General features: G+C 67.9%; 17 protein-coding genes and 1 pseudogene. 11 read left to right on the top strand and 7 right to left on the bottom strand.

Going from position 1 to position 23,370, the window contains the following annotated elements; translation table 11 throughout:
• Positions 1-12: 12 nt before the first annotated feature.
• The 4 genes from ON23_RS21900 (at position 13) to ON23_RS21885 (ending at position 5,474) form a co-directional block, all read left to right on the top strand.
• Positions 13-930, top strand: coding sequence for a DMT family transporter (locus tag ON23_RS21900; RefSeq protein ID WP_051043064.1), 918 nt, complete (start codon positions 13-15; stop codon positions 928-930).
• A gap of 31 nt (positions 931-961) precedes the next feature.
• Entirely contained in the window at positions 962-3,097 is a 2,136-nt protein-coding gene (locus tag ON23_RS36070) for a bifunctional phosphatase PAP2/O-acyltransferase family protein (protein ID WP_051043062.1), read from the top strand.
• Positions 3,098-3,166: 69 nt separating this feature from the next.
• Positions 3,167-3,739 (top strand): MTB12 C-terminal domain-containing protein, encoded by a 573-nt coding sequence (locus tag ON23_RS21890; protein ID WP_051043061.1) that lies wholly within the window; start codon positions 3,167-3,169, stop codon positions 3,737-3,739.
• A 7-nt stretch (positions 3,740-3,746) separates the two neighbouring features.
• Positions 3,747-5,474, top strand: a complete 1,728-nt coding sequence (locus ON23_RS21885) for an MFS transporter (protein WP_244970003.1) — start codon at positions 3,747-3,749, stop codon at positions 5,472-5,474.
• 2 nt (positions 5,475-5,476) lie between these two features.
• Here ON23_RS21885 and ON23_RS21880 read toward each other — a convergent pair whose 3' ends face one another.
• Positions 5,477-6,136, bottom strand: a complete 660-nt coding sequence (locus tag ON23_RS21880) for a TetR/AcrR family transcriptional regulator (RefSeq protein WP_039780455.1) — start codon at positions 6,134-6,136, stop codon at positions 5,477-5,479.
• 60 nt (positions 6,137-6,196) lie between these two features.
• Here ON23_RS21880 and ON23_RS21875 point away from each other — a divergent pair, with 60 nt between their 5' ends.
• The 5 genes from ON23_RS21875 to ON23_RS21855 all read left to right on the top strand — a co-directional run bounded on the left by ON23_RS21875 (position 6,197) and on the right by ON23_RS21855 (position 12,073).
• The gene (locus tag ON23_RS21875; protein ID WP_039780453.1) at positions 6,197-7,786 is read left to right on the top strand and encodes a flavin-containing monooxygenase; all 1,590 of its coding nucleotides are present in this window, start codon (positions 6,197-6,199) and stop codon (positions 7,784-7,786) included.
• Complete coding sequence (locus tag ON23_RS21870) at positions 7,783-8,613, top strand: SDR family NAD(P)-dependent oxidoreductase (RefSeq protein ID WP_039780451.1); 831 nt, start codon at positions 7,783-7,785, stop codon at positions 8,611-8,613. Before ON23_RS21875 ends, ON23_RS21870 begins: the two co-directional genes overlap by 4 nt.
• Before the next feature lie 22 nt (positions 8,614-8,635).
• Positions 8,636-9,562 carry an alpha/beta hydrolase gene (locus ON23_RS21865; RefSeq protein WP_039780450.1) on the top strand — a complete coding sequence of 309 codons (927 nt, stop codon included), beginning with the start codon at positions 8,636-8,638 and terminating at the stop codon, positions 9,560-9,562.
• 123 nt (positions 9,563-9,685) lie between these two features.
• Positions 9,686-11,476: an AMP-dependent synthetase/ligase gene (locus ON23_RS21860; protein WP_039780448.1), complete on the top strand. Its 1,791-nt coding sequence runs from the start codon at positions 9,686-9,688 to the stop codon at positions 11,474-11,476.
• 171 nt (positions 11,477-11,647) lie between these two features.
• A complete protein-coding gene (locus ON23_RS21855; protein ID WP_210743840.1) occupies positions 11,648-12,073 on the top strand; it encodes a VOC family protein in 426 nt (141 codons plus the stop codon).
• A 27-nt stretch (positions 12,074-12,100) separates the two neighbouring features.
• Here the strand turns inward: ON23_RS21855 and ON23_RS21850 are convergent, their stop codons facing one another.
• Together ON23_RS21850 and ON23_RS21845 are read right to left on the bottom strand one after the other, a co-directional pair.
• The gene (locus ON23_RS21850; protein ID WP_039780444.1) at positions 12,101-12,526 is read right to left on the bottom strand and encodes a tautomerase family protein; all 426 of its coding nucleotides are present in this window, start codon (positions 12,524-12,526) and stop codon (positions 12,101-12,103) included.
• A gap of 38 nt (positions 12,527-12,564) precedes the next feature.
• A pseudogene (locus ON23_RS21845) lies at positions 12,565-13,265 on the bottom strand (SDR family oxidoreductase).
• Between the two features lie 120 nt (positions 13,266-13,385).
• On the opposite strand from ON23_RS21845, the gene ON23_RS21840 reads away from it, so the two are divergent.
• On the top strand, positions 13,386-13,886 hold the full coding sequence (locus ON23_RS21840) for a winged helix-turn-helix transcriptional regulator (RefSeq protein WP_039780443.1): 501 nt from the start codon (positions 13,386-13,388) through the stop codon (positions 13,884-13,886).
• Between the two features lie 78 nt (positions 13,887-13,964).
• Here the strand turns inward: ON23_RS21840 and ON23_RS21835 are convergent, their stop codons facing one another.
• A complete protein-coding gene (locus ON23_RS21835; protein ID WP_223273811.1) occupies positions 13,965-15,236 on the bottom strand; it encodes a S1C family serine protease in 1,272 nt (423 codons plus the stop codon).
• 206 nt (positions 15,237-15,442) lie between these two features.
• On the opposite strand from ON23_RS21835, the gene ON23_RS21830 reads away from it, so the two are divergent.
• Positions 15,443-17,314: a molybdopterin-dependent oxidoreductase gene (locus ON23_RS21830; RefSeq protein ID WP_039780442.1), complete on the top strand. Its 1,872-nt coding sequence runs from the start codon at positions 15,443-15,445 to the stop codon at positions 17,312-17,314.
• Between the two features lie 162 nt (positions 17,315-17,476).
• On the opposite strand, the gene ON23_RS21825 is transcribed toward ON23_RS21830, so the two are convergent.
• The 3 genes from ON23_RS21825 to ON23_RS21815 form a co-directional block, all read right to left on the bottom strand.
• Positions 17,477-18,964, bottom strand: a complete 1,488-nt coding sequence (locus ON23_RS21825; RefSeq protein ID WP_039780441.1) for a DHA2 family efflux MFS transporter permease subunit — start codon at positions 18,962-18,964, stop codon at positions 17,477-17,479.
• A 90-nt stretch (positions 18,965-19,054) separates the two neighbouring features.
• A complete protein-coding gene (locus ON23_RS21820; protein WP_039780440.1) occupies positions 19,055-19,753 on the bottom strand; it encodes a PadR family transcriptional regulator in 699 nt (232 codons plus the stop codon).
• Positions 19,754-19,987: 234 nt separating this feature from the next.
• Positions 19,988-23,370: multifunctional oxoglutarate decarboxylase/oxoglutarate dehydrogenase thiamine pyrophosphate-binding subunit/dihydrolipoyllysine-residue succinyltransferase subunit (locus tag ON23_RS21815; RefSeq protein ID WP_039780439.1), on the bottom strand; the 3,383-nt coding region annotated here is incomplete at its 5' end.

Raw genomic sequence — 23,370 nt, 5'->3', positions numbered from 1 at the left:
GCGGGGGTCCGCATGGTCCTGGTCATCGCGTTGGGAGTGCTGGCCGCGTTCTTGTTCGCCGCGGCCGGTTATCTGCAACAACGCGCGGCGCGCACCGTGGTCGCCGAACAACCCCGGGCGGCCCGGGTCTTCGGTATGACCACGCTGATGCAGCGCCTGCTGCGCAGTGGCACCTGGCTGCGCGGCTGGATCACCAATCTCGCGGGTTTCTTCACCCAGGCGGTCGCGCTGCATCTGGGCTCGGTGGCCGCCGTGCAGCCGCTGATGTCGACTCAGCTGCTGTTCGCGGTGCCGCTCGAGGCGTTCGGACGCCGGCGGCGCCCGCGTGGCCGTGACATCTGGTTCGCGCTGCTGGTCTGCGCCGGCCTGGGCGTGCTGTTCGGCGTCGGCGGCGTGGCGCCACTGTCGGGAGATCCGGATCGCGGCCGGGTGCTGCTGGCCACCTTCTCCGCCGCGGGGCTGGTGGCACTGCTGGCCCTGATCAGCATCCGCTGCCCGATCTGGGTGGCCGCGAACCTCGTGGCGGTGGCCGCCGGCGTCTGTTTCGCGATGAGCGCCGTCTTCATGAAGTTGACCACCGAGGATCTGGTCTATCGCGGCATCCCCGCCACCGCCACCGACTGGCCCGGCTATCTGCTCGCCGTCTCCACGCTCAGTGGGCTGGTGCTGGAACAGACCGCCTTCGCGGCCGGGCCGCTGCCCTGGGCGATCGCGGCCATGAGCGTGACGAATCCGATCGTCAGTTACGTGGTCGGTGTGCTGGCGTTCAAGGTCGAGCTGCCGCACACCGCCGGGGCACTGGCCGGAGTCGCGGTCGCCGGGGCGCTGATCGCGGCCGGTATCGGCGGACTGGCGCATTCGCCGCTGGCCCGCGCCTTCTATGCCGGTAACAAGGAGATAACCGACGAATCGCCCAGCCTGATGTCGTAAAAGCTTGCGACGCCTGTGTTATGACGGTTGTGTGGGCAATCCGTCGCGTCCGGTGCTGTGGCGGGACTGTGTGGCCGGGCTCGCGGTATTCGGGCTGTACCTGGCGGTCGATGCCCTGCACACCCCGGCCCGCCGCGAACTGGCCGACCGCAACGCCCACCGCATCTTCGATCTCGAACAGTGGCTCGCGATCGACGTCGAACGCCCGCTCAACCGCTGGCTGGAGTCACAGGCGCTGCTCGCAACCCTGGCCAACTACGAATACGCCTTCACCTACATCGTCAGTGCGTTCGCGCTGCTGTTCTGGCTGTATTTTCGCCGCCGCACCGAATACGCCCGCGCCCGCGACTCCTTCCTGCTGCTGAACATCCTGGCCATCGCGTGTTTCGCGCTCTTCCCGGTCACCCCGCCGCGACTGCTGCCGGAACTGGGCTTCACCGATACCGTCGTCGCCGGCCACACCTGGGGGTCCTGGGGTTCGTCGCTGGTGTCGGGGGCGAATCAGCTCGCGGCGGTGCCCTCGCTGCACGTCGGCTGGGCGCTGTGGGTGAGTGTGGTGCTGGCCCGGGTCTCGGGCGGATGGATCGTGCAGGTGCTCAGCGCGCTGCACGTCGGGCTCACCACCTACGTGATCGTCGCGACCGCCAACCACTTCGTGCTCGACGCGGTGATCGCGGTGGCCTTCGTCGCGGTGAGTATCCAGCTGGTCGACCGCTGGTACGCGCGACCGCCGGTGGTGCCGCCCGCCGACGCGTTCTTCCTGCACATCGAGAAGACCGGCATTCCGCAGCAGGTGGGCGGCATGGTCGTATTCCGGCCGCGGGCCGACGGCGGACCCGATCTCGCCGCGGTGCGGGAACTGGTCCAGGGCGAACTGGCACATCTGCCGCGCTTCCGGCAGCGTCTGGACCAGCCGGGACGGTGGCGCCGAGCCCGCTGGGTGGACAGTCCGGTCGACTGGGACTGGCACGTCACCGAGCGCACGATTCCCGGCATCGATCCGGATGCCCTCGGCGAACCGGATGGTCGAGAGGCGGGGGCCGGGGCGACCTTCAGCGCGGTGCTCACCACCGGCGTCGCCGTCGGACCGGCAGCGGGCAGCGGGGAGCCCGCGGCGGTGGACTCATGTGGTGCGGCGACGGCCGAAGCGGCCGTGACACCGGGCGCGGTGGCGCGGCGAGTGGACGGAATCAGCCGGGTGGTCACGGATCTCGCCGCCGAGGTGCTGCCCAAGGATCGGCCGCTGTGGCGACTCGTCCTGGTGCGCGACCCGCAGGCGGGCGCGGTCGGTGTGGTTCTGCTGTTGCATCACGTGGTCGCCGACGGTATCGGCACGGTGGTGCAGGCCCTGCGCCTGCTACGACCGACCATCGATCTGCCGGTGGCCGAGCGTAAGCCGCCGAGCTGGGGCACCACCGTCGCCGGCACCGCGGCGGGTCTGGCCCAGTTGGCGGCCGACGCCCAGCCGACGGGAACGCTGCCCGACGACTGTGTGCGACGCGTGTTCACCGTCTGTTCGCTGGACCTGGAAACCGTTCGGGCCGTGGCCCGTTCGCATCGCGCCCGGGTGACCGACGTACTGCTGAGCGTCACGGTCACGGCGCTGCAGCGTCTGCGCCCCGATCTGAGGGAGCGGTTGCGCGGGCAGATCCGTGTGGCGGTGCCGTTGATGGTGCGCGACCCCACGTCCGGGGCGGAGGGCAATTCGACCGCCGCCGTGATGATCGACATTCCGCTGACGGCGGCGACTCCGGCGCAGCGTCTTTCCGAGATCCGCACCCGCAGCGACCGGTTGCATTCCGGAACCCGCGCCCTCGCCTCGCATTTCGTGATGGATCGGGTGCTCAGGCTGTGTCCCGAACCGGCCGTCGGGGCCTTCGCGCGGTCGGTGTACGGCGGGCGGTACTTCCACGCCATCGTCTCCAACATGGCCGGTCCCGAACTGGCGATGACCTTCGCGAATATGCCGATCACCCAGGTGTTTCCGATTCTTCCGTCGGCTCCGGGCGTTCCGCTGGTCGCCGGGGTGCTGAGCTGGAACGGCGCACTGGGGATCGGGCTCTCGGTGGATCCGGCGCTCCTCGACGCGCGGGCGGTCGCCGCCGAGTTGCCCGATGTCCTGGCCGAACTCGCCGAGACCACGTTCGTGTCCGATAAGCGTCCGTAGCCCGGTTCCGGCGAGTAGTCTTCGAGCGAGTTGATCACCGAGCCTACCGTCGCCGAGGGAGGCCGCCTCATGTTCGAACGCGGGATAGTGGCGAAACTGCTTGCGGCATGCGCACTTACCGCGCTGGTGACCGCCGCTGCCGCCTGCGGCAGCGATGACTCCGGCAGCAAATCCACCGAATCGTCGAGTAGCGGCACGCCGACGGTGACCCAGGCGGTGACCCGGAACTTCGAGCGCTTCTTCGACGGATCCACCTCCGCCGACCAGAAGGTCGCGCTGCTGGAGAACGGCCCCGCGTTCGCCGCCGCCATCAAGGCGCAGGCCGATTCGCCGATGGCCAAATCCGCCTCGGCCAAGGTCACCAATGTCGCCAGCACCAGCACCGACCACGCCGACGTCACCTTCGACGTGCTGTTCAACGGCACACCGGCACTGTCCGGTCAGCAGGGCGGCGCGGTGCAGATCGAGGGCACCTGGAAGGTGACGGCGGCGACCTTCTGCGCGCTGCTCACGTTGGAGGGCGCGGCCCCGCCGGTCTGCGGTGCGGCCTCGGGGACCCCTGCTCCAGGGGCGACGCCGGCACCGGGCGCGACGACGGCGGCGCCGGGCGGGCCCACCATCGTTCCCCCGCCGACCAGTTGAGGTCGCGATGACGTCGTCGGACCGCCGCGGCGCCCGAGCGCGCTGGCCGCTGCGCCACCCCGCCCCGGCCGCCCGGCATTCCGAATCGGGAGCCGGGGCCGAATCCGCCGCGCCGGATACCGGCCCTGCCGTGAGTGCTCGCGCCGAGACGGCAGCGACGATGGAATCCATTGCGGCGCAACCGATATCGTCCGGCACGAAGCGTCCCTACGTGGCGCTCGCGGTGGTCACGGCCGTCCTGTTCGTCACCTTCCTCGACACCACGATCGTCAGCGTCGTCCTCGGCGATATCCAGTCCGACGTCCATGCCGGTGTGGTACCGCTGCAATGGGTGGTGAACGCGTACACGCTGGTGTTCGCGAGTCTGATGCTCACCGCCGGCACCCTCGGCGACCGGTGGGGCCGCAAACGCGTCATGGTCGGCGGGCTGGTGGTGTTCGCCGTCGGCTCGGTGGTGTCCGCGGTGGCCGGAAGTGTGTCGATCCTGATCGCCGGGCGGGCGGTCATGGGCGTGGGTGCGGCGGCGTCCGAACCGGGCACGCTGTCGGTGATCCGGCACATCTTCCCCGATCGCGGCGCCCGCGCGAAGGCGCTGGGTGCGTGGGCGGCGGTCTCCGGATTGGCGCTCGCGCTGGGGCCGGTGATCGGCGGGCTGCTGGTCGGGGCGTTCGGCTGGCGCTCGATCTTCTGGTTCAACCTGATCGTCGGCGTGATCGTGCTGGCGGCGGCGCTGAAATTCGTGCCGGAGAGCGCCGATCCGCAACCGGGACCGGTCGATTGGGCCGGATTCGTCCTGGGCGCGACGTTTCTCGGCTGCGTGATCTACGCGGCCATCTCCGGTGAGCAGGTGGGGTATTCGGCCGCCTCGGTGATCACGCTGTTCGTGATCGGCGGGATCGCCTTCGTCGCCTTCCTGGTGGTCGAGTCGCGCGCGGCCAATCCGATGTTCGACTTCCACTACCTGGAGCGCCCGCTGGTGCGCAGCGCGCTGGTGGTGGCGTTCGCGGTCTACTTCGGCATCTTCTCGATCTTCTTCTTCACCGCGCTGTATCTGCAAGAGGTGCTGGACTATTCGGGGTGGCGAACCGCCGCGGTATTCGGCCCGATGGCGGTGGCGATCATCGTCGGCTCGCTGATCTCCGGATTCTGGGTGGCGCTGCGCGGCTCCCGCACGCCGATGATCGCCGGGTGTGTGCTCGGTGCGGCAGGCATCCTGCTCACGCGCCAGTTCCTCGGCGTCACAGTCGAATTCACGCCGCTGGCCCTGGCGCTGATGCTGGCCGGGCTGGGGTTCGGTATCGCGGTGGTGCCGCTGACCTCGGCCGTGCTGTCCGGCGTTCCGGCCGAACATTCCGGTATGGCGGCCGCCGCCACCAACACCATGCGCCAGGTCGGGGCGGTGGTGGGTGTGGCCGTCCTGGGTTCGCTGGTCAATTCCTTCCTGAACTCGGACCTGCGGGATCGGTTGCGGCAGATCGGTGTGCCGGCGAATTTCCAGGCGATCGTCATCGACGCCATCGAGACCGGCAACGTCCCGGCCGGCGGTGACGCGGCGGCCTCGGCCGCCTACGGACCGATCGTGAACCGGGTCATCCGCGCCACCTACGAGGCATTCCATCGCGGACTCGAGGTGGCGCTGCTGGTGTCGGCGATCATGATTCTGATCGCCGCCGTGGTCACCGCGCTCTGGCTACCGCGGCGCGGCGATCGCGCGGGATACGTGCACGAGGACTGAAGTCACGCGGGCAGTACGGTGCCGTCGGCCGAACCGGCCAGCCATTCGGTGAGCACGGGGTGCATGGCGAGTGCGGGCAGTGCGCCGACCAGGGTGTCGATCAACTGGGTACGACTGATCTGCTCCTCCCGCAACCAGATCAGCGTCGTCTCCTCGACGAACGCGATCCAGCCGCGGAACACCAGGCGAAGTCGCGGCAGTTCGGGATCGTCGGCGGCCAGCGGTGTTTCGGCGAGGATGCGGTCCACCATGGCATCGCGGGTGGCGTCGGCCAGCGCTACCAGTTCGGGGCTGCCGCTGGCGGGACCGCGCAGCAGGCCCTGATAGGAGATCCGGTTCTCGCTGACGTACTCGACGTAGCGTTCGACCGCGTCGCGCAACATGCTGAACAGATCGAGGCTGCGGTCGGGCATGGTGCGAGCGAGTAGTTCCTCGTTGGCGCGGCGCACGATGGCGCGCTGGAAATCCTGCTTCGACGCGAAGTAGTGGAAGAGCAGGCCGCGGGAGATCCCCGCCTGCCGGGCGATCTCCCCGATGGAGATGTCCTCCAGCGTGCGGTCGCGCAGCATCTTCACACCCAGCGACACCAGCTGTTCGCGCCGCTCGCCCGGGCTCAGCCGCACCCGTTTGGTGCCGGGACCGTTGTCACTCACGGTTGCCATCCTACTGAACGGTAGTCAATACTGTTGACTCCTGCTCAATAGGATCGTAGGGTTGGATACATGAGTCGTAGGGTTACAGACAACGGCCGTAGCGACGCGCTCGGCGGCGGTAGCAGTGATGAGCGGAGCCGCAGCGTAGCGGGCGCGCGTCATGTGCACACGTTGATCGTCGGCAGTGGATTCTCGGGCCTGGGCCTGGCCATCCGGTTGAGCCAGCAGGGGCGCGACGACTACCTGGTGCTGGAGCGCGGCAACGATGTCGGCGGTACCTGGCGCGACAACACCTACCCCGGCGCCGCCTGCGATGTGCCGTCGCAGCTGTACTCCTACTCGTTCGCGCTCAATCCGAACTGGTCGCGATCGTTCTCCAAGCAGCCGGAGATCCAGTCCTACATCCAGGGCGTGGCCGATCGTCACGGCGTGCGGGACAAGCACATCTTCGACTGTGAGATGACCGGCGCCCGCTGGAACGAGGAGCGGGCCCGCTGGGAGGTGCAGACCAGCCAGGGCGCGTTCACCGCCGACATCCTGGTCTCCGCCGTCGGCGCGCTGTGTGAGCCGAACCTTCCGGATATCAAGGGCATCAACGGTTTCCAGGGCCGCATCTTCCACTCCGCGCGCTGGGATCACGAGGCGGATCTGACCGGCAAGCGGGTCGCGGTGATCGGCACCGGCGCCTCGGCCATCCAGATCGTGCCGTCCATCGCGCCGAAGGTGGCCCACCTCGACGTCTACCAGCGCACCGCCCCGTGGCTGCTGCCGCGGATCGACCGCCCGTACACCCTGCCCGAGCGGCTGGCCTTCAAATACGTTCCGGGCGTGCAGAAGTTGTCGCGTGCCGCCATCTACGCCGCCCGCGAAACGCAGGTCGTCGGCCTGGCGAAATTCCCGCCGGCCATGCTCGCGCTGGAAGGCCTCGCCCGGCTGAAGCTGCGGCTCGAGGTACCTGACCCGCAGCTGCGCGAGAAGGTCACGCCGAACTTCCGCATCGGCTGCAAGCGCATGCTGATCTCCAACGAGTACTACCCGGCGCTCGGACGCGACAATGTCGACGTGGTCACCGACGGCATCCGTGAGATCCGCGCGAATTCGATCGTCACTGCCGACGGCACCGAACGCGAGATCGACGCCCTCATCGTGGCGACCGGATTCCACGTCACCGATTCGCCGGTGTACGAGACGATCGCCGGTCGCGACGGGCGCACGCTCACCGAACTGTTCGACGAGATCGGGCAGCAGGGCTACAAGGGCGCCGCGATCCACAACTTCCCGAACATGTTCTTCCTGCTCGGCCCGAACGTCGGCCTCGGCCACACCTCGATGGTGTACATGATCGAATCGCAGATCAACTACATCGCCGACGCGATCGACACCTTCGACCAGCGCGGCCTGCGTACGGTCGAGGTGCGAAAAGACGTGCAGGACAGCTACAACCGCGACCTGCAGAACCGCATGTCCAACAGCGTCTGGCTCAACGGTGGTTGTGCCAGCTGGTATCTGGACAAGCACGGCAACAACACCACGCTGTGGCCCGATTTCACCTTCCGCTTCCGCAAGCTGACGGAGAAGTTCGACGTCGCGGCATACGACACGACCCGACCGGCCGACGGGGCCGCGCGGCCCGATCTGAAAGTGGTAGCAGCACAGTGAGCAATGACGCTTATTTCACCGGCAAGGTTTGTGTGATCACGGGCGCCGGCTCGGGTATCGGCCGCGCGCTGGCCGAGAATCTGGCCCGCCGGGGCGCGAAACTCGCACTCTCCGACATCGATACCGAAGGACTGGCCGAAACCGTCCGCCGCGTCGAGGCGCTGGGTGCGCAGGTGAAGTCCGATCGGCTCAACGTGGCCGAGCGCGAAGCGGTGCTGCTCTACGCCGACGAGGTGAAGAAGCACTTCGGCGTCGTGCACCAGATCTACAACAACGCCGGCATCGCCTTCCACGGCGAGGTGGTCGACTCCCAGTTCAAGGACATCGAGCGCATCATGGATGTCGACTTCTGGGGCGTGGTCAACGGCACCAAGGCGTTCCTGCCCGCCATCATCGAATCCGGTGACGGCCACGTGATCAATGTGTCCAGCCTCTTCGGTCTGATCGCGGTACCGGGCCAGAGTGCTTACAACGCGGCCAAATTCGCGGTGCGCGGCTTCACCGAATCGCTGCGCCAGGAGATGATGGCGCGCAAGCATCCGGTCAAGGTCACGTGTGTCCATCCCGGCGGTATCAAGACCGCCGTGGCGCGCAACGCCACCTACGCCGAGGGAATCGACGCCCAGAAGTTCTCCTCGTTCTTCGACAAGCAGCTCGCCCTGCACACTCCGGAGATGGCCGCGCAGACCATCACCGAGGCCGTGCGCAAGGGGCACGGCCGCGTGCTGATCGGCTGGGAGGCGAAGGCGCTCGATCTGTTCGTGCGCACCACCGCGTCCTACTACCAGCGCATCGCGAACGTCGTCAACAGCCGGTTCCTGCCCTGATTCGCCGCGGGAATTCACTGTGATGCCTGGTTTTTCGAAATCCGTGTCCCTGCCGCTGCCCGTCGCACGGGCCGTCCTCGGGCCGATGTTCCGGTTCGCCATGCACAGCCGGCTGCCGTGGGCGGCGCAGCGCCACCTGCTCGACGCCGGTTCGGTGCTGCAGTCGCTGCCCGCCGGTACCCGGGTGCATCGGATGCGGCTCGGTGGCCGTCCCGCCGAGCGCGTGACCGCGGGCGCGGGCGACGGCCCGGGAGCGGTGCTGTACCTGCACGGTGGTGGATACACCATCGGGTCGCCGGCCACCCATCGGTCGCTTGCGGCGCATCTGTCGCGCGAAATCGGTTGTCCCGTCTACGTTCCGGACTACCGGCTGGCGCCGGAACATCCGTATCCGGCGGCGCTCGACGATGCCGAGGCGGCATTCCTGGAGCTGGTGTCCACCGGACTCCCGCCGCAGCAGATCGCGGTCGCGGGCGACTCCGCCGGCGGCGGGCTGTCGCTGGCGCTGGCGTTGCGCCTGCGTGACCGGCACGGAATGCGCCCCGCCGCATTGGGTTTGATCGCCCCGTGGGCCGACCCGAACGAACTGCCGGCCCGCGAGCGCGACCTGGTGGTCAACAAGGCGTGGTCGCGGTTGTGCGCCGCCGCCTATCTGGGCGACGGCGATCCGCTGGATCCGGGCTATGCGCCGCTGCTCGGATCGCTGGGCGGGCTGCCCGCGACCTACGTTCAGGTCGACGAGGGCGAGTTGCTGCATTCGCAGTGCGTGCGCCTGGCGGCCGCGCTGCGGGCCGCCGAGGTGCCGGTGCAGTTCTCGGTGACGCGCGGGCTCTGGCACGTCTCGCAACTGCAGGCGTCGCTGGTGGCGCCGGCCGCGCTCGCCGCGCGCGAACTGGCAGGATTCCTCGGTCAATCGCTGCAACCAGCGCAAACCGGATCCATAGGATAGAAGCCGTAGGACAGGTTCCGCCCGGCCGCACCGACGTCGAAATTCTCGACCGGGCGGCCGGGCGGAGCCTGCCGTTGCGGCTGGCGTAAATTACTGGCGAGTAGACCACGTGGAAGGGCACCGATGCGAGAGTTCGAAGTCCCGGCTACCTACACCATCCCCGAAGACGCCAATATGTCCGATGGCGCCTTCCGGCACGCCGAGCGCACGCCCGGCCTGGTGGTGTTCAACAGGCCGGACGGAAAGGGCGGATGGACAGATGTCACCGCTGCGGAGTTCGCGAAACACGTCACCGCGGTGGCCAAGGGACTGATCGCCTCCGGCATCGAACTCGGCGACCGGGTCGCCATCCTGGCCTCCACCCGGTACGAGTGGGTCGTGCTGGACTTCGCCATCTGGGCGGCCGGCGGCTGCACCGTCGCGATCTTCGACAGCTCCTCCGCCGAGCAGGCGCGCTGGATCCTGTCGGATTCGGGCACCAAGCTGATCGTGGTCGAGAACGCCCGGCACCGGGCCACCATCGCCGAGATCGAGGACGGTCTGCCCGAATTGGGCGAGCCGCTGGTGATCGACGACGGTGCGATCGACACCCTGGTCGCCCGGGGCAAGGATCTCGGCGACGAGGCCGTGCACGAGCGGCGCAAGCAGGTCAAGGCGGCTTCGCCGGCCTCGCTGATCTACACCTCCGGCACCACCGGCCGGCCCAAGGGCGTCATGCTCTCGCATGCCAACCTCTACGCCGAATCGGCCGCCGACCGTGCCGCGATGCCGCAGTTCCTCAAGCCCGGTCATCGGTCGCTGCTGTTCCTGCCGCTGGCCCACGTCTTCGCCCGCGCGGTCGCGCTGGCGGCCTTCGACGCCGGAGTCACCGTCGCGCACACGGCCGACTGGTCGACGCTGGTCGAGCAGTTCGGCGAGTACAAGCCGGACTTCATCCTCTCGGTGCCGCGCGTGTTCGAGAAGGTGTTCAACGGCGCGAAGCAGAAGGCGCACGACGGCGGCAAGGGCAAGATCTTCGATCTGGCCGCAGACACCGCCGTGGAGTACAGCCAGGCGCTCGACAACGGCGGCCCGGGCCTGGTGCTCAAGGTCAAGCACACCGTGTTCGACAAGCTGGTCTACGGCAAGCTGCGCGAGGCCATGGGCGGGCGCTGCAAGTCCGCCGTCTCCGGCGGCGGTCCCCTCGGCGCGCGGCTGGGCCACTTCTTCCGCGGCATAGGCGTCACGATCTACGAGGGCTACGGCCTGACCGAGAGCACCGCCGCGGTGTCGGTGAACACCCCCGAGCACCTGAAGGTCGGCTCGGTGGGCCGTCCGCTCGGCGGTCACGCTGCGAAGGTGGCCGAGGACGGCGAGCTGCTGCTGCGCGGCCCGGTCGTGTTCGCCGGCTACTGGAACAACCCGGACGCCACCGAGGACGCCTTCGACGACGGCTGGTTCAAGACCGGCGATCTCGGCGCCATCGACGAGCAGGGCTTCATCACGATCACCGGCCGCAAGAAGGAAATCATCGTCACCGCCGGCGGCAAGAACGTCTCCCCGGCGATGCTCGAGGACTCCCTGCGCTCGCATCCGCTGATCAGCCAGGTGATGGTGGTCGGTGACGGCAAGCCGTTCGTCGGCGCGCTGATCACCCTCGACCCGGAGGCGCTGCCGGGCTGGAAGACTCGCAACAACGTGCCCGAGGACACCCCGATCGAGAAGCTGATCGAGCTGCCCGAACTGACCGCCGAGATCGACAAGGCGGTCAAGGACACCAACAAGCTGGTCTCCCATGCCGAGGCGATCAAGAAGACCCGCATCCTGCCGGTCGACTGGACCGAGGAGAGCGGTGAGCTGACGCCGAAGATGTCGCTCAAGCGCAATGTGGTGATGAAGAACTACGCGACCGAGGTCGAGGCCATCTACGGCTGACCCGCTCGTCCGCCGAACGGCCCGTCTTCTTCGAAGAAGACGGGCCGTTCGCGTTCGTGACGTGCGACGATATGCGCGATCGACCCCGATGATTTTTCCTGGCTGTCGCCGTCTCATCTGTGGGGCGGCGGCCGCCGGCCGCAGGCCCGTATCCATTCCGGAGGAGGCATCGTGAAGTCGGCTACCGCATATCTGATGTTCGACGGTGAGGCCGAGGAGGCATTCACCTTCTATCAGTCGATCCTGGGCGGGGAACTGCAGATGGTTCGTTATCGCGATATGGGTGACGGCGGTGGCGGTAACCTGCCCGAGGAGGTGGGCAAGCGCATCGCCAACGCCGCGTTGACCTGGCGCGAGGATCAGCTGCTGATGGGCTCGGACTGTCCGCCCGAGCAGCAACTCAACCGCGACAACGTCCCGTTCAGCGTCTGCCTCGATGTGGACGACGAGGCCGAGGCCGGACGGATCTTCACCGGACTGTCCGCGGGCGGACAGGTCACCATGCCGCTGGGCAAGACGGAGTGGGCGCAGCAGTTCGGCATGGTCACCGACAAATACTCGGTGCCGTGGATGATCAATCTGTACGGCGGAGAATAGATTTCGGTGCGGCGTCGGTGACCGGGGCTAGCTGTAGGGGCTGGGCTCGCCGGCGCGGGCCCACGCCTTCTCGGCCTCGCTGCCGGCCTCCGGCGGGAACAGTCCGGCGATCATCCACAGATCGCGCGGGGATTCGTAGGTGTGGAACTCCCAGTGCAGTCCGCGCGCGCCGGTGTACGGCTCCATGACCGCATTGAGCCGTTGTGTCGATCGTTTGCGCATGTCCGGATCGTCCAGATGCCGGGCGAGGTGTTCCACGACGACGCGCACGGTATCGGCCGACGGTTTCCCGCCGACGAAGAACGACGTCTGCTCGACCTCCTCGAACAACACGACGACGTAGAACGCCGGCAGGCCGAAGCCCGTGTACAGGGTGGTGACATCCCGCGCGAAATCTGCCTTGTCCTGGTCGGAGTAGGTGTTCGCGGGATGGTAGACGTGCCACAGCGGCATGGTGGTAGTCCTTCGAAAGATGATGGGCGAGAACGGATTCAGCGAGGGATGGCCAGCGCGAGACCCTCGACGGGGCCGGACAGCGCCGCCTTCACTCCGCGCGTGACGTCGTCGACCAGCACTTCGGTATCGCCGCGCAGCACACCGTCGAAGACGGCCTCGGCCACCACGCTCGGCGCGATCTTGTCGCCCGGGAGACGCCGCACCATCTCGGTATCGGCGAATCCCAGATGGACGCCGACCACCTGCGTGCGCTGTGCGGCCAGCTCCAGCCGCAGCGAATTGGTCAGCGACCACAGTGCCGCCTTGGACGCGCCGTAGGCCGCCGCACCCGCGGCCCAGGACAGCACCGAATGGATGTCGATCAGGACGCCGCCGCCGTTGTCGGCCAGAATCGGCGCGAACGCCTGGACCACCCGCAGCGGGCCGAAGACATTGGTGTCGAACGTGGTGACGATATCGGCCATATCGGCGGTCAGCAGCGGTGCGGGGAGGAGAACGCCCGCATTGTTGACGACGATCTCGACGTCGCGGGCCCGGCGCGCCGCGGCGGCGACCGAATCGGCGTCGGTGACGTCCAGGGCAAGGGGCTCGATGCGGGTGTCGCCATCGGCCTTCGGGTGCGGGCGGTGGTGTAGACCTTGGCCGCGCCGCGCCTGAGCAGCTCATCGGTGAAGGCCTTGCCGAGCCCTCGTTGCCCACCCGTCACCAGTGCGACCGCGCCTTCGATTCCGGCCATCTCTCGTCCTTTCGGATCGTCCGGGGCGACTGCCCGCCCCGCTGGGTAACGATCTCGTTAGTTAGATGACAGCACAGCTGGCTGAGTAACGCAAGCGTTAGGTAACATGGGGTCGTGTCGATGATGTTCGAGCCGCGGCTGAGCGACCGGGACGCCTGGTCGATCGGTGACCGATGTTCGGCCGGACGGGTGCTCGAGCTGCTCAGCACCCGGACGGTATTCCTCGTCGTCCGCGAATGCTTCTACGGCACAACACGATTCGAGGACTTCACGACCCGGATCGGCACCTCGGCGCCGGCGGTGTCGCGAGCGCTCAAACAGCTCGAATCGGCGGGCATCGTGGAACGGGTGCCGTATCGCGAACCCGGCCGGCGCGAGCGCGCGGAATACCGCCTGACCGCGGCCGGTGAGGACCTGCTGCCGGTATTCCTGTCGCTGATGCAGTGGGGCGACAAGTATCTGCAGGACGGGACGCCGCCGCTGTCGTTCGTCGACCGGGAATCCGGAGCGGTGGTGGGGGTGCGGGTCACGCCCGAGCAGGTCTCGGACAAGAAGGCCGATGAGATCGAAATTCGACTGCACCCAGCGGGGAAGAGGCGACCTGCACCGGTCGCGGACTGAGAGGGCTGTCGGCCGAGACGCGAACCCCGCCGCATCCTCGCTGGGATGTCGGCGGGGCCGGATGTCGTCGGCGTCGGGTCAGCCCACCGGACCCTGAGCGAGCGACGCTCGACCGGATTCGCTCTGTCCGGAGCGGTCGACCCAGGTGAGGGTGACGGTATCGCCCGGGTGGTGCTGATCCATCGAGTTGGTCATGGTGGTCGCCGAATCGACGTTGTGACCGTCCAGGCCGGTGATCACATCGCCCGGGGCCAGGCCTGCGGCCTCTGCCGGACCGCCGCTCACGATATTGCGGACCAGTGCGCCGGAACCGTTCGCATCGCTCATCGTGATACCGAGGAACGCGGAATCGCCGATGTGCACGCGGTCCGAACTCTTGCCCGTCTGGATCTGCGCGGCGATCGTCTTGGCCTTGTCGATCGGAATCGCGAAGCCCTGACCGCCACCCGCGCCGAGCTGGAACCCCTGGGACGCAGCGGTATTCACACCGACCACCTGGCCGGAGCTGTTGATGAGTGGACCGCCGGAATCGCCGGGCTGGATATTCGCGGCGACCTGAATGAGCCCGGTCAGCTGTTCGGAGGCGCCGGCCGACTCGTCGCTGGCCGTGATGGACCGGTCCAGCGCGGTGACGCGTCCGGCCGCGGCGGTCGGCGAACCGGTGCCGCCCGCGTTGCCGACGCCCACGATGGCATCGCCGACCTTGACCTGGTCCGAATCGCCGAGCGGCGCGGTCTGCAGGCCGGAGGCGCCCCGCAACTTCACCACCGCCAGATCGTCCTGCCGGTCGAAACCGGCGACCGTGCCGGTGTAGGTGCGGCCGTTGCCCAGATCGGTGACCGAGATGTCGGTCGCGCCCTCCACGACGTGGTTGTTGGTGAGGATCGTGCCGTCGGAGCCGAGCACGATGCCGGTTCCGGCACCGGCGCCGTTCTGCATGCCGAGTTCGGTATTGATCACGACGATGCCCGGCACCACCGCGTTCGCCGCCTGCTCCAGCGCCGTGGACTGCGGTTGCGAATCGATCGGTTGCACCACCGAACCCTGGCCGTGGCCGAACGGGGCCGCCTGGTTCGGGCCGTGCGCATCGATGCGGGAGCCGACCAGGGCGATCGCCAGCGCCACCACCGCGACCAGGGCCGCCACCGCGCCGAAGGTCAGGCCGTGCCGGGGCGTGCGTCCGCGCGGCGAGTACTGCGGGTATGGCTGACCCGGATACTGCCCCGGGTACGGCGCCTGACCCGGATACCCGTGCGGGCCGTACGCCCCCGACCGTGGTTCGTACGGTCCGGGCTGGTGCGGCCGATTGCCCTCGTTCGGATACACGCTCATCACGTCCTGTTCGGTCACATCCTGTGTGTCGGCTCGGACCCGGCCCCGACGCATTCGGATCCTCTCTCCATTAAGCGCGCGATTCCTGAGAAGGGGCTGGGTGCTCGCCGTGGAACCGCCGACATGGGCCGGATCACTCGTACGCGATTCGGGACAGCGCCGCAGGCGCGTCCGCGCTTCTCGTGGCGGGCCGGTGTACCGAGATCCGCAGTACGCTCGCGATTATGGCCGGATCGGGACTGCGCGCGGCCTGCGGGATCGTCTCCGCGGGGCTGGCGCTGGGTGTCGCGGAGTTGGTGTTGGTGCCGGTCGGCGCGGGCAGCGCGCCGTTGGCGGCGATCGGGGCGACGGTGGTCGACCACACTCCGGACCGGGTGCGGGAATGGGCGATCGATACCTTCGGCACCGACGACAAGATGATGCTGTACCTGCTGATGGGCGTGGTGGCATTGATCGTCGCGGCGCTCGTCGGGGTGATCGAGCGAACCGCGCGGCCGATCGGGTCGGTGCTGCTCGGTGTCTTCGGAATCGGGGCGGCATGGGCCGCACTCGAACGCCCGGCCGCCAACTGGACCTGGGCGTTGCCGTCGGTCGTGGGGGTGGCGCTGGCAATCGTCGCGCTGCGGTGGTTGATTCGGCGATACGAGGCGGTCGCAGCGCCGATACGGAGTGGCGCTGTGCCCGGTCCGTCGAAAACCACTGCGGCGCAGGATGTCCGGGCCGGTTCGGCGGGAATTCGGATCGAAGGCAGCCCGGTCGGTGCGGGCGCGGGTGGTGGTCGTGGTGCCGGCGGGGGCGCTGGGGCCGATGTGGAAGCGGGTGCGGACGACCCGGCCGCCAGGGGTGCCGGTGCCGGCAGGGGTGGTGATGCGGACGCGGGCCGGGGTGCTCGGGCTGACGCGGAGGCCGATGCCGAAGACCCGGCCGCAGGCGTTGGTCGCGAAAGGACGCCCGCGCGTTCCCTGGAAGACGACGCTCCCCTGAGTGCGCGCGGGGCCGCGTGGCCGCGCGTGGTGAAACCTGATGTGGCGCAGGTCGATCGGCGGCACGTGATGCGGGGGATCGCCGGAGTGGGAGTACTCGCCGTGGCGGCGGGGATCGCCGGACGCGTGCTCGGGGCGAGCGCGCGCAGTGTGGCGGGGGAGCGGGCCGCGGTGCGGCTGCCGCCGCCGAATGTGCCGGTGCCGCCGGTGGATCCGGCCGCGGACTTGCGGATACCGGGACTGGCACCGTATCTCACCTCGAATTCCGACTTCTATCGGATCGATACCGCGCTGACCGTTCCGCAGGTCAGCAAGGAGACGTGGTCACTGCGGATCCACGGCATGGTGGACCGCGAAATCCTGCTCGACTACGCGGATCTGGCGCGCCGGCCGTCGGTGGAGCGCTTGGTGACGCTGACCTGCGTATCGAATCCGGTCGGCGGCGATCTGATCGGTAATGCGAGCTGGCTGGGCTATCGGCTCGACGAATTGATCGCCGAGGCGGGCCCGCATCCCGATGCCGATATGGTCTTGTCCCGCAGTGCTGACGGCTTCACCGCCGGAAGCCCGCTCGCCGCGCTCACCGACGGGCGCGACGCCCTGCTGGCGGTCGGCATGAACGGTGAGCCGCTGCCCGTCGACCACGGATATCCGGCCCGGCTGGTCGTGCCCGGGCTCTACGGTTACGTCTCGGCCACCAAGTGGGTCACCGAACTCGAGATCACGAGATTCGATCGCGCCCAAGCCTATTGGACGCGGCGCGGCTGGTCCGAACGCGGGCCGATCAAAACCGGTACCCGCATCGACACCCCGCGCGGCGCCGTCCGGGCCGGGAAGGTGACGATCGCCGGTGTGGCCTGGGCGCAACACCGTGGGATCGACGCCGTCGAGGTCCAGATCGACAACGGCCCGTGGCAGCCCGCCCGCCTGGCCGCCGAACCGTCCGTCGACACGTGGCGGCAATGGAGTTACGACTGGGACGCCCCCGCGGGCACGCACACCGTTCGCGCTCGTGCCACCGACGGCACCGGCACGGTGCAGACCGCGGAGGTCGCCGATGTCATCCCGGATGGGGCGAGCGGGTATCCGTCCCGGACGATCCGAGTCGGGTAGGCCGGCGCGGCCAGGGGCCGGGCGGCACGGCGCCGACCGGATACGGGCCGAGCGGCCGCGCGCACCACATCGTGGCTCGGATACGGCGAGGTCCGCGTGGCGTACCGCCACGCGGACCTCGTAACACGCTGTCGCGAAACCGTTTCGGCGCGCCGAACCGGCTCAGCCGGGGATGCCGGCCTTCTCCGGTTCGGTGCCCGCCTCGGCCTCCTGTTGCTTCTTCGCCGAGCCGCCGACGAACAGGGCCGAAGCCACCACACCGATCAGCAGGATCGCGCCGGGCAGGATCATCGCCTGCCCCAGGGCCGTGCTGAACTTGTCGATGATCTGCTCGGGGATGTGGCCCATTCCGGTGCCGCCGCCCTCGCCGAACTGTCCGCTGCCCAGACCCTGCGCGGACATGCGGGCCGAGACCAGCGCGCTGATCGCGGCGCTACCGAGGACCGAACCGACCTGGCGGGTGGTGTTGTAGACACCCGCACCGGCGCCGGCCTGGTGAATCGGCAGGTTGCGGGTGGCGGTCGACGCCAGCGGCGCCCAGATGCAGGAGTTCGACAGACCGGCGACGCCCGCGACCACCAGGAACAGCACGATGGAGCTGTCCGGCTTCATCAGCGCCGCGAAACCGAAGACGGTCAGGGCGAACACCCCGAATCCGAGGGTGGGCAGAATGCGCGGTGGCATCCGATCGGAGATCTTGCCGATGAACGGCGCGGTCAGACCGGTGACGATCGCCATCGGCGCGAAGACCAGCGCGGCGCGGGTCGGGGTGTATTCGCGCACGGCCTCCAGGTAGAAGTACGCCGGCACCATCAGCGAGGTGACCGCGGCACCCATCGCGGCGATCGCGACGCTCGACATCGAGAAGTTGCGGTCACGGAACAGGCTCAGCGGGACCAGCGGCTCGTCCTTGTTGCGCGCCTGGTTCACCACGAACAGACCCAGCACCACCAGGCCGGCGATGATCATCGTCCAGATCCAGGCGTCCCAGTCCCGGGTGTTGCCCTCCTGAATGCCGAAGACCAGCAGGAACATGCCGACACCGCTGAGCACCACACCCACGAAGTCGAACTTGTGCTGGTGGGTCTCCAGATTCGGAACCAGCCACACCGCCAGCGCGAACGCCACCACGCCGATCGGCACGTTGATGTAGAAAATCCAGTTCCAGCCCTGCCAGTCGACCAGCACGCCGCCGAGGATCGGGCCGACCAGAGTCGCGAGCCCGGCGACGCCGCCCCACAGCCCCATCGCCGCACCGCGCTTGTCCGGTGGGAAGGTACGGGTGATGACGGCCATGGTCTGCGGTGTCATCAACGCCGCGCCCAGACCCTGCACCGCGCGAGCCGCGATCAGCATCTCCACATTGGCCGATACCGCGCACCACAGCGAGGCCAGGGTGAAGACCGCGAGACCGGCCAGATAGACGTTCTTCGGGCCGAAACGGTCACCGAGGCGGCCGGTGACCAGCAGCGGCACCGCGTAGGTGAGCAGATAGGCGCTGGTCACCCAGATGACTTTGTTGATATCGGTATGCAGATCCTGCATGATCGCCGGATTGGCCACCGCGACGATGGTCATATCCAGCAGGATCATGAAGAATCCGACGACCAGCGCGGTGAGCGCCAGCCACGGATTTCTTTGCGATGTCATAGATTTCGTTCCTGTTCCCGGCATCGATCGACGACGACCGATGGGTGGTTCGTATGAAGGTCTCGGGGCGCGCCGCACGCCTGCGCCCGATCAGTGCTCGGCAGTGGTCGCACCGCCTCTCCGCAGTTCGGCGAGTACGTCGTCGGTCAGAGCCGCACCCCAGTCGTGGCCGAGGTCGCCGGTCCTCTCGGGGCAACGGGTTCCGCCCTCGTCGAATTCCAGCCACGGCAGCGATCCGTCGCGCAATTCCTCGATGAGAGCGCGCAGCCACGTGACTTCGTGCCGCGCCAGCCCCACCAGATAGTCGATGACCATCCAGTACCGCCGGGGTACCTCGCGTGAGCGCGCCCATTCCCGGATGGCGTCGAGTTCGGTGATGTCGTTGTCCAGCCAGCCGATACGTTCGGTGATCAGGGCGATCACCTCGTCGACCGGGAGATTGTGTGCCTCCGCCAGGCCGATGGGGAAGATCGGATACTCCCGAATCGGCTGACGGACGATATCGGCGATGCGGGTGCGCAGCGCCGCGGTACCCGCTTCGGTGATGCGATAGGTGGTGCGTTCCGGCCGGTTGCCCGAACGCTCGGTACCCTCCGCCTGGACCAGTCCTTGTTCGGCCAGCCGGGTCACCGTGTGATAAAGCGAGCCGGGGCGAATCTTGAGCAGATTGTCCTTCCGGCGCTTGAGCAGCAGTTGATACATCTCGTACGGATGCATGCGGTCTTCTTCCAGCAGCGCCAGTACCGAGATCGCCAACGGCGTCAACGTGGCACCCGGCTGCTTGGACATCGGTCTCGACTCCCTTCGTCACTGCCGCCGCAGCTTACGCGGACGGCCCGACATGCTCCGGCTCAAATATTCCACGCCGAATATACGACGTGGAAGTGAGTCGGCGCAAGATGCTTCCACTCATGACGACGATCGAGCGCCCCCGAATGTGACACGAGTCCGGCGCCGGAAACGACGAACGCCGGACCGAACCGCTCGGCAGAGCGATCCGGCCCGGCGTCCGGGCGATACGACCTAGTCGGTGGGGGCGAATGCCTCGTCGACGATCTCCTGCTGCTCCACCGCGTGCACCTTGGACGAACCCGAGGACGGGGCCGACATGGCACGGCGGGAGATGCGGCGCAGCTTGTTGAACCGGTCCGGAAGGATCTCCGGCAGGTTCAACCCGAAGAACGGCCAGGCGCCCTGGTTGGCCGGCTCCTCCTGGACCCACGCCAGATCCGTGGCGTTGGGGTAGGTCGCGAGCTTCTCGTTGAGCCGGTAGGACGGGATCGGGTACAGCTGTTCGATGCGCACGATCGCGACGTCGTCACGGTTCTTCTTGGCCTTCTCGGCGACCAGCTCGTAGTAGAGCTTGCCGCTGGTCAGCAGGATCCGCTTGACCTTCGACCGGTCGCCGTCGCCGCTCTCGTAGGTCGGCTCCTCGAGCACCGAGCGGAACTTCGCGTCGGTGAAGTCCTCGACGTTGGAGACGACGGCCTTGTTGCGCAGCATCGACTTCGGGGTGAAGACGATCAGCGGACGGCGGATGCCGTCGAGCGCGTGCCGGCGCAGCAGGTGGAAGTAGTTCGACGGAGTGGAGGGCACCGCCACCGTCATCGAACCCTCGGCGCACAGTTGCAGGAACCGCTCGATGCGGCCCGAGGTGTGGTCGGGACCCTGGCCCTCGTGACCGTGCGGCAACAGCAGCACGACCTCCGACAGCTGACCCCACTTGGCCTCACCCGAGGAGATGAACTCGTCGATGATCGACTGCGCGCCGTTGACGAAGTCGCCGAACTGCGCCTCCCACAGCACCAGCGCGTCCGGATTGCCCAGCGAGTAGCCGTATTCGAAGCCGACGGCCGCGAACTCGCTCAGCGCCGAGTCGTGCACCGCGAACCAGCCCGGATTCTCGCTGCCGATGTTGTGCAGCGGGGTGTACTCGGCGCCGGTCTTGCGGTCGATGATCACCGAATGCCGCTGGGTGAACGTGCCGCGACGCGAGTCCTGACCGGTCAAGCGCACCGCGCGGCCCTCGTCGATCAGCGTGCCGAAGGCCAGCAGCTCGGCGAAGGCCCAGTCGATCTTGCCCTCGTAGGCCATCTCCCGGCGGCGTTCCAGCACCGGTTTCACACGCGGGTGCACGTTGAAGCCGTCCGGCACGCCCAGGAAGGCGTCGCCGATGCGCTGCAGTACCGACTTGTCGACCGCGGTGACGACGGTGCCCGGCACGGTCTGCTCCTCCTCGACCGATTCGCTCGGCTCCGGTGGATACTTCTCCAGCTCGCGGACCTCGTTGAACACCCGCTCCAGCTGACCCTGGTAGTCGCGCAGGGCGTCCTCGGCCTCTTTCATCGAGATGTCGCCACGGCCGATCAGAGCCTCGGTGTAGGACTTGCGGACGCTGCGCTTGGTGTCGATGACGTCGTACATGTACGGCTGGGTCATCGACGGGTCGTCGCCCTCGTTGTGGCCGCGACGGCGGTAGCAGATGAGGTCGATGACCACATCCTTGTGGAACTTCTCGCGGAAGTCGGTCGCCAGGCGCGCCACCCAGGTGCACGCCTCGGGATCGTCGCCGTTGACGTGGAAGATCGGCGCGCCGATCGACTTGGCGATATCGGTCGAGTACTCGGTGGAGCGGCTGTTCTCCGGCGCGGTGGTGAAGCCGATCTGGTTGTTCACCACGATGTGCACGGTGCCGCCGACGCGGTAGCCGCGCAGGCCGGACATGTTCAGCGTCTCGGCGACCACACCCTGGCCGGCGAAGGCCGCGTCACCGTGCAGCATCAGCGGCACGACCGAGAAGGTGCGCGCCTCTTCGCCCTTGGTGACCAGGTCTTCCTTGGTGAGCAGATCCTGCTTCGCGCGGACCAGGCCCTCCAGCACCGGGTCGACGGCCTCGAGGTGCGACGGGTTCGCCGTCAGCGAGACCTCGATGTCGTTGTCACCGAACATCTGGATGTAGGTGCCGTGCGCGCCGAGGTGGTACTTCACATCGCCCGAGCCGTGGGTCGCGGCCGGGTTCATGTTGCCCTCGAACTCGGTGAAGATCTGCGAGTACGGCTTGCCGACGATATTGGCCAGCACGTTCAGGCGGCCACGGTGCGGCATGCCGATGACGACCTCGTCGAGCCCGTGCTCGGCGCACTGGTCGATGACGGCGTCCATCATCGGGATGGTCGACTCGGCGCCCTCCAGCGAGAAGCGCTTCTGGCCGACGTACTTGGTCTGCAGGAAGGTCTCGAACGCCTCGGCCGCGTTCAGCCGCGACAGGATGTACTTCTGCTGGGCGACGGTCGGCTTCTCGTGCTTCTGCTCGACCCGGTCCTGAATCCATTGCAGCTGTTCGGTTTCCAGGATGTGGGTGTACTCCACGCCGACGTGGCGGCAGTACGCGTCGCGCAGCACCGAGAGCACGTCGCGCAGCTTCATCCGCTCCTGGCCGTGGAAGCCCGCGACGTTGAATTCGCGGTCGAGGTCCCACAGCGTCAGCCCGTGCTGGGTGACGTCGAGGTCGGGGTGGCTGCGGAACTTGTCCTTCACCAGCCGCAGCGGATCGGTGTCGGCCATCAGGTGGCCGCGACTGCGATACGCCGCGATCAGCTCCTGGACCCGCACGCTCTTGTCGACACCGCGCTCTTTGATGTCCTTGCGCCAGCGGACCGGCTCGTAGGGCACACCCATGCCGTGGAAGATCTCGTCGAAGAATTCGTCGGAGATCAGCAGGTTGTGGATGGTGCGCAGGAAATCACCGGACTCCGCGCCCTGGATGATGCGGTGGTCGTAGGTGGAGGTCAGCGTCATCAGCTTGCCGATACCGATCTCGGCGAGCTGCTGATCGCTCATGCCCTGGAATTCGGCCGGGTACTCCATGGCGCCCGCGCCGATGATCGCGCCCTGGCCGGGCATCAGCCGCGGCACCGAGTGGTTGGTGCCGATGGTGCCCGGGTTGGTCAGCGAGATGGTGACGCCGGTGAAGTCCTCGGTGGTGAGCTTGCCGTCGCGCGCCCGGCGCACGATGTCCTCGTAGGCGCTGTGGAACTGCGCGAACGACATCGTCTCGGTGTTCTTGATCGCCGCGACGACCAGGGTGCGGCTGCCGTCCTTGCCCGGCAGGTCGATCGCCAGGCCGAGGTTGGTGTGCGCGGGGGTGACCGAATTCGGCTTGCCGTCGACCTCGGCGAAGTGGCGGTTCATGTTCGGGAACGCCTTGACCGCCTGGACGATCGCGTAGCCGAGCAGGTGGGTGAACGAGATCTTGCCACCGCGGGTACGGGCCAGGTGGTTGTTGATGACCAGACGGTTGTCGATCATCAGCTTCGCCGGGATGGCGCGCACGCTGGTCGCGGTCGGGATGGTCAGCGACGACGACATGTTCTTGACGATCGCCGCGGCCGGGCCGCGCAGCACCT

This window comes from Nocardia cerradoensis NBRC 101014 (assembly GCF_000308535.1).
GTDB classification, from domain to species: Bacteria; Actinomycetota; Actinomycetes; order Mycobacteriales; family Mycobacteriaceae; genus Nocardia; species Nocardia cerradoensis.
This window is presented reverse-complemented; position numbering and strand designations above follow the sequence as displayed.

What these genes read in the sequence shown, in the direction of transcription:
- ON23_RS21880 (WP_039780455.1), bottom strand. Translation starts at nt 6,136, where the DNA reads ATGGCAACCGTGAGTGACAACGGTCCCGGCACCAAACGGGTGCGGCTG.
- ON23_RS21825 (WP_039780441.1), bottom strand. Translation starts at nt 18,964, where the DNA reads ATGACATCGCAAAGAAATCCGTGGCTGGCGCTCACCGCGCTGGTCGTC.
- ON23_RS21860 (WP_039780448.1), top strand. Translation starts at nt 9,686, where the DNA reads ATGCGAGAGTTCGAAGTCCCGGCTACCTACACCATCCCCGAAGACGCC.
- ON23_RS21865 (WP_039780450.1), top strand. Translation starts at nt 8,636, where the DNA reads ATGCCTGGTTTTTCGAAATCCGTGTCCCTGCCGCTGCCCGTCGCACGG.
- ON23_RS21890 (WP_051043061.1), top strand. Translation starts at nt 3,167, where the DNA reads ATGTTCGAACGCGGGATAGTGGCGAAACTGCTTGCGGCATGCGCACTT.
- ON23_RS21885 (WP_244970003.1), top strand. Translation starts at nt 3,747, where the DNA reads ATGACGTCGTCGGACCGCCGCGGCGCCCGAGCGCGCTGGCCGCTGCGC.
- ON23_RS21875 (WP_039780453.1), top strand. Translation starts at nt 6,197, where the DNA reads ATGAGTCGTAGGGTTACAGACAACGGCCGTAGCGACGCGCTCGGCGGC.
- ON23_RS21820 (WP_039780440.1), bottom strand. Translation starts at nt 19,753, where the DNA reads ATGTCCAAGCAGCCGGGTGCCACGTTGACGCCGTTGGCGATCTCGGTA.
- ON23_RS21830 (WP_039780442.1), top strand. Translation starts at nt 15,443, where the DNA reads ATGGCCGGATCGGGACTGCGCGCGGCCTGCGGGATCGTCTCCGCGGGG.
- ON23_RS21900 (WP_051043064.1), top strand. Translation starts at nt 13, where the DNA reads ATGGTCCTGGTCATCGCGTTGGGAGTGCTGGCCGCGTTCTTGTTCGCC.
- ON23_RS21850 (WP_039780444.1), bottom strand. Translation starts at nt 12,526, where the DNA reads ATGCCGCTGTGGCACGTCTACCATCCCGCGAACACCTACTCCGACCAG.
- ON23_RS21840 (WP_039780443.1), top strand. Translation starts at nt 13,386, where the DNA reads ATGATGTTCGAGCCGCGGCTGAGCGACCGGGACGCCTGGTCGATCGGT.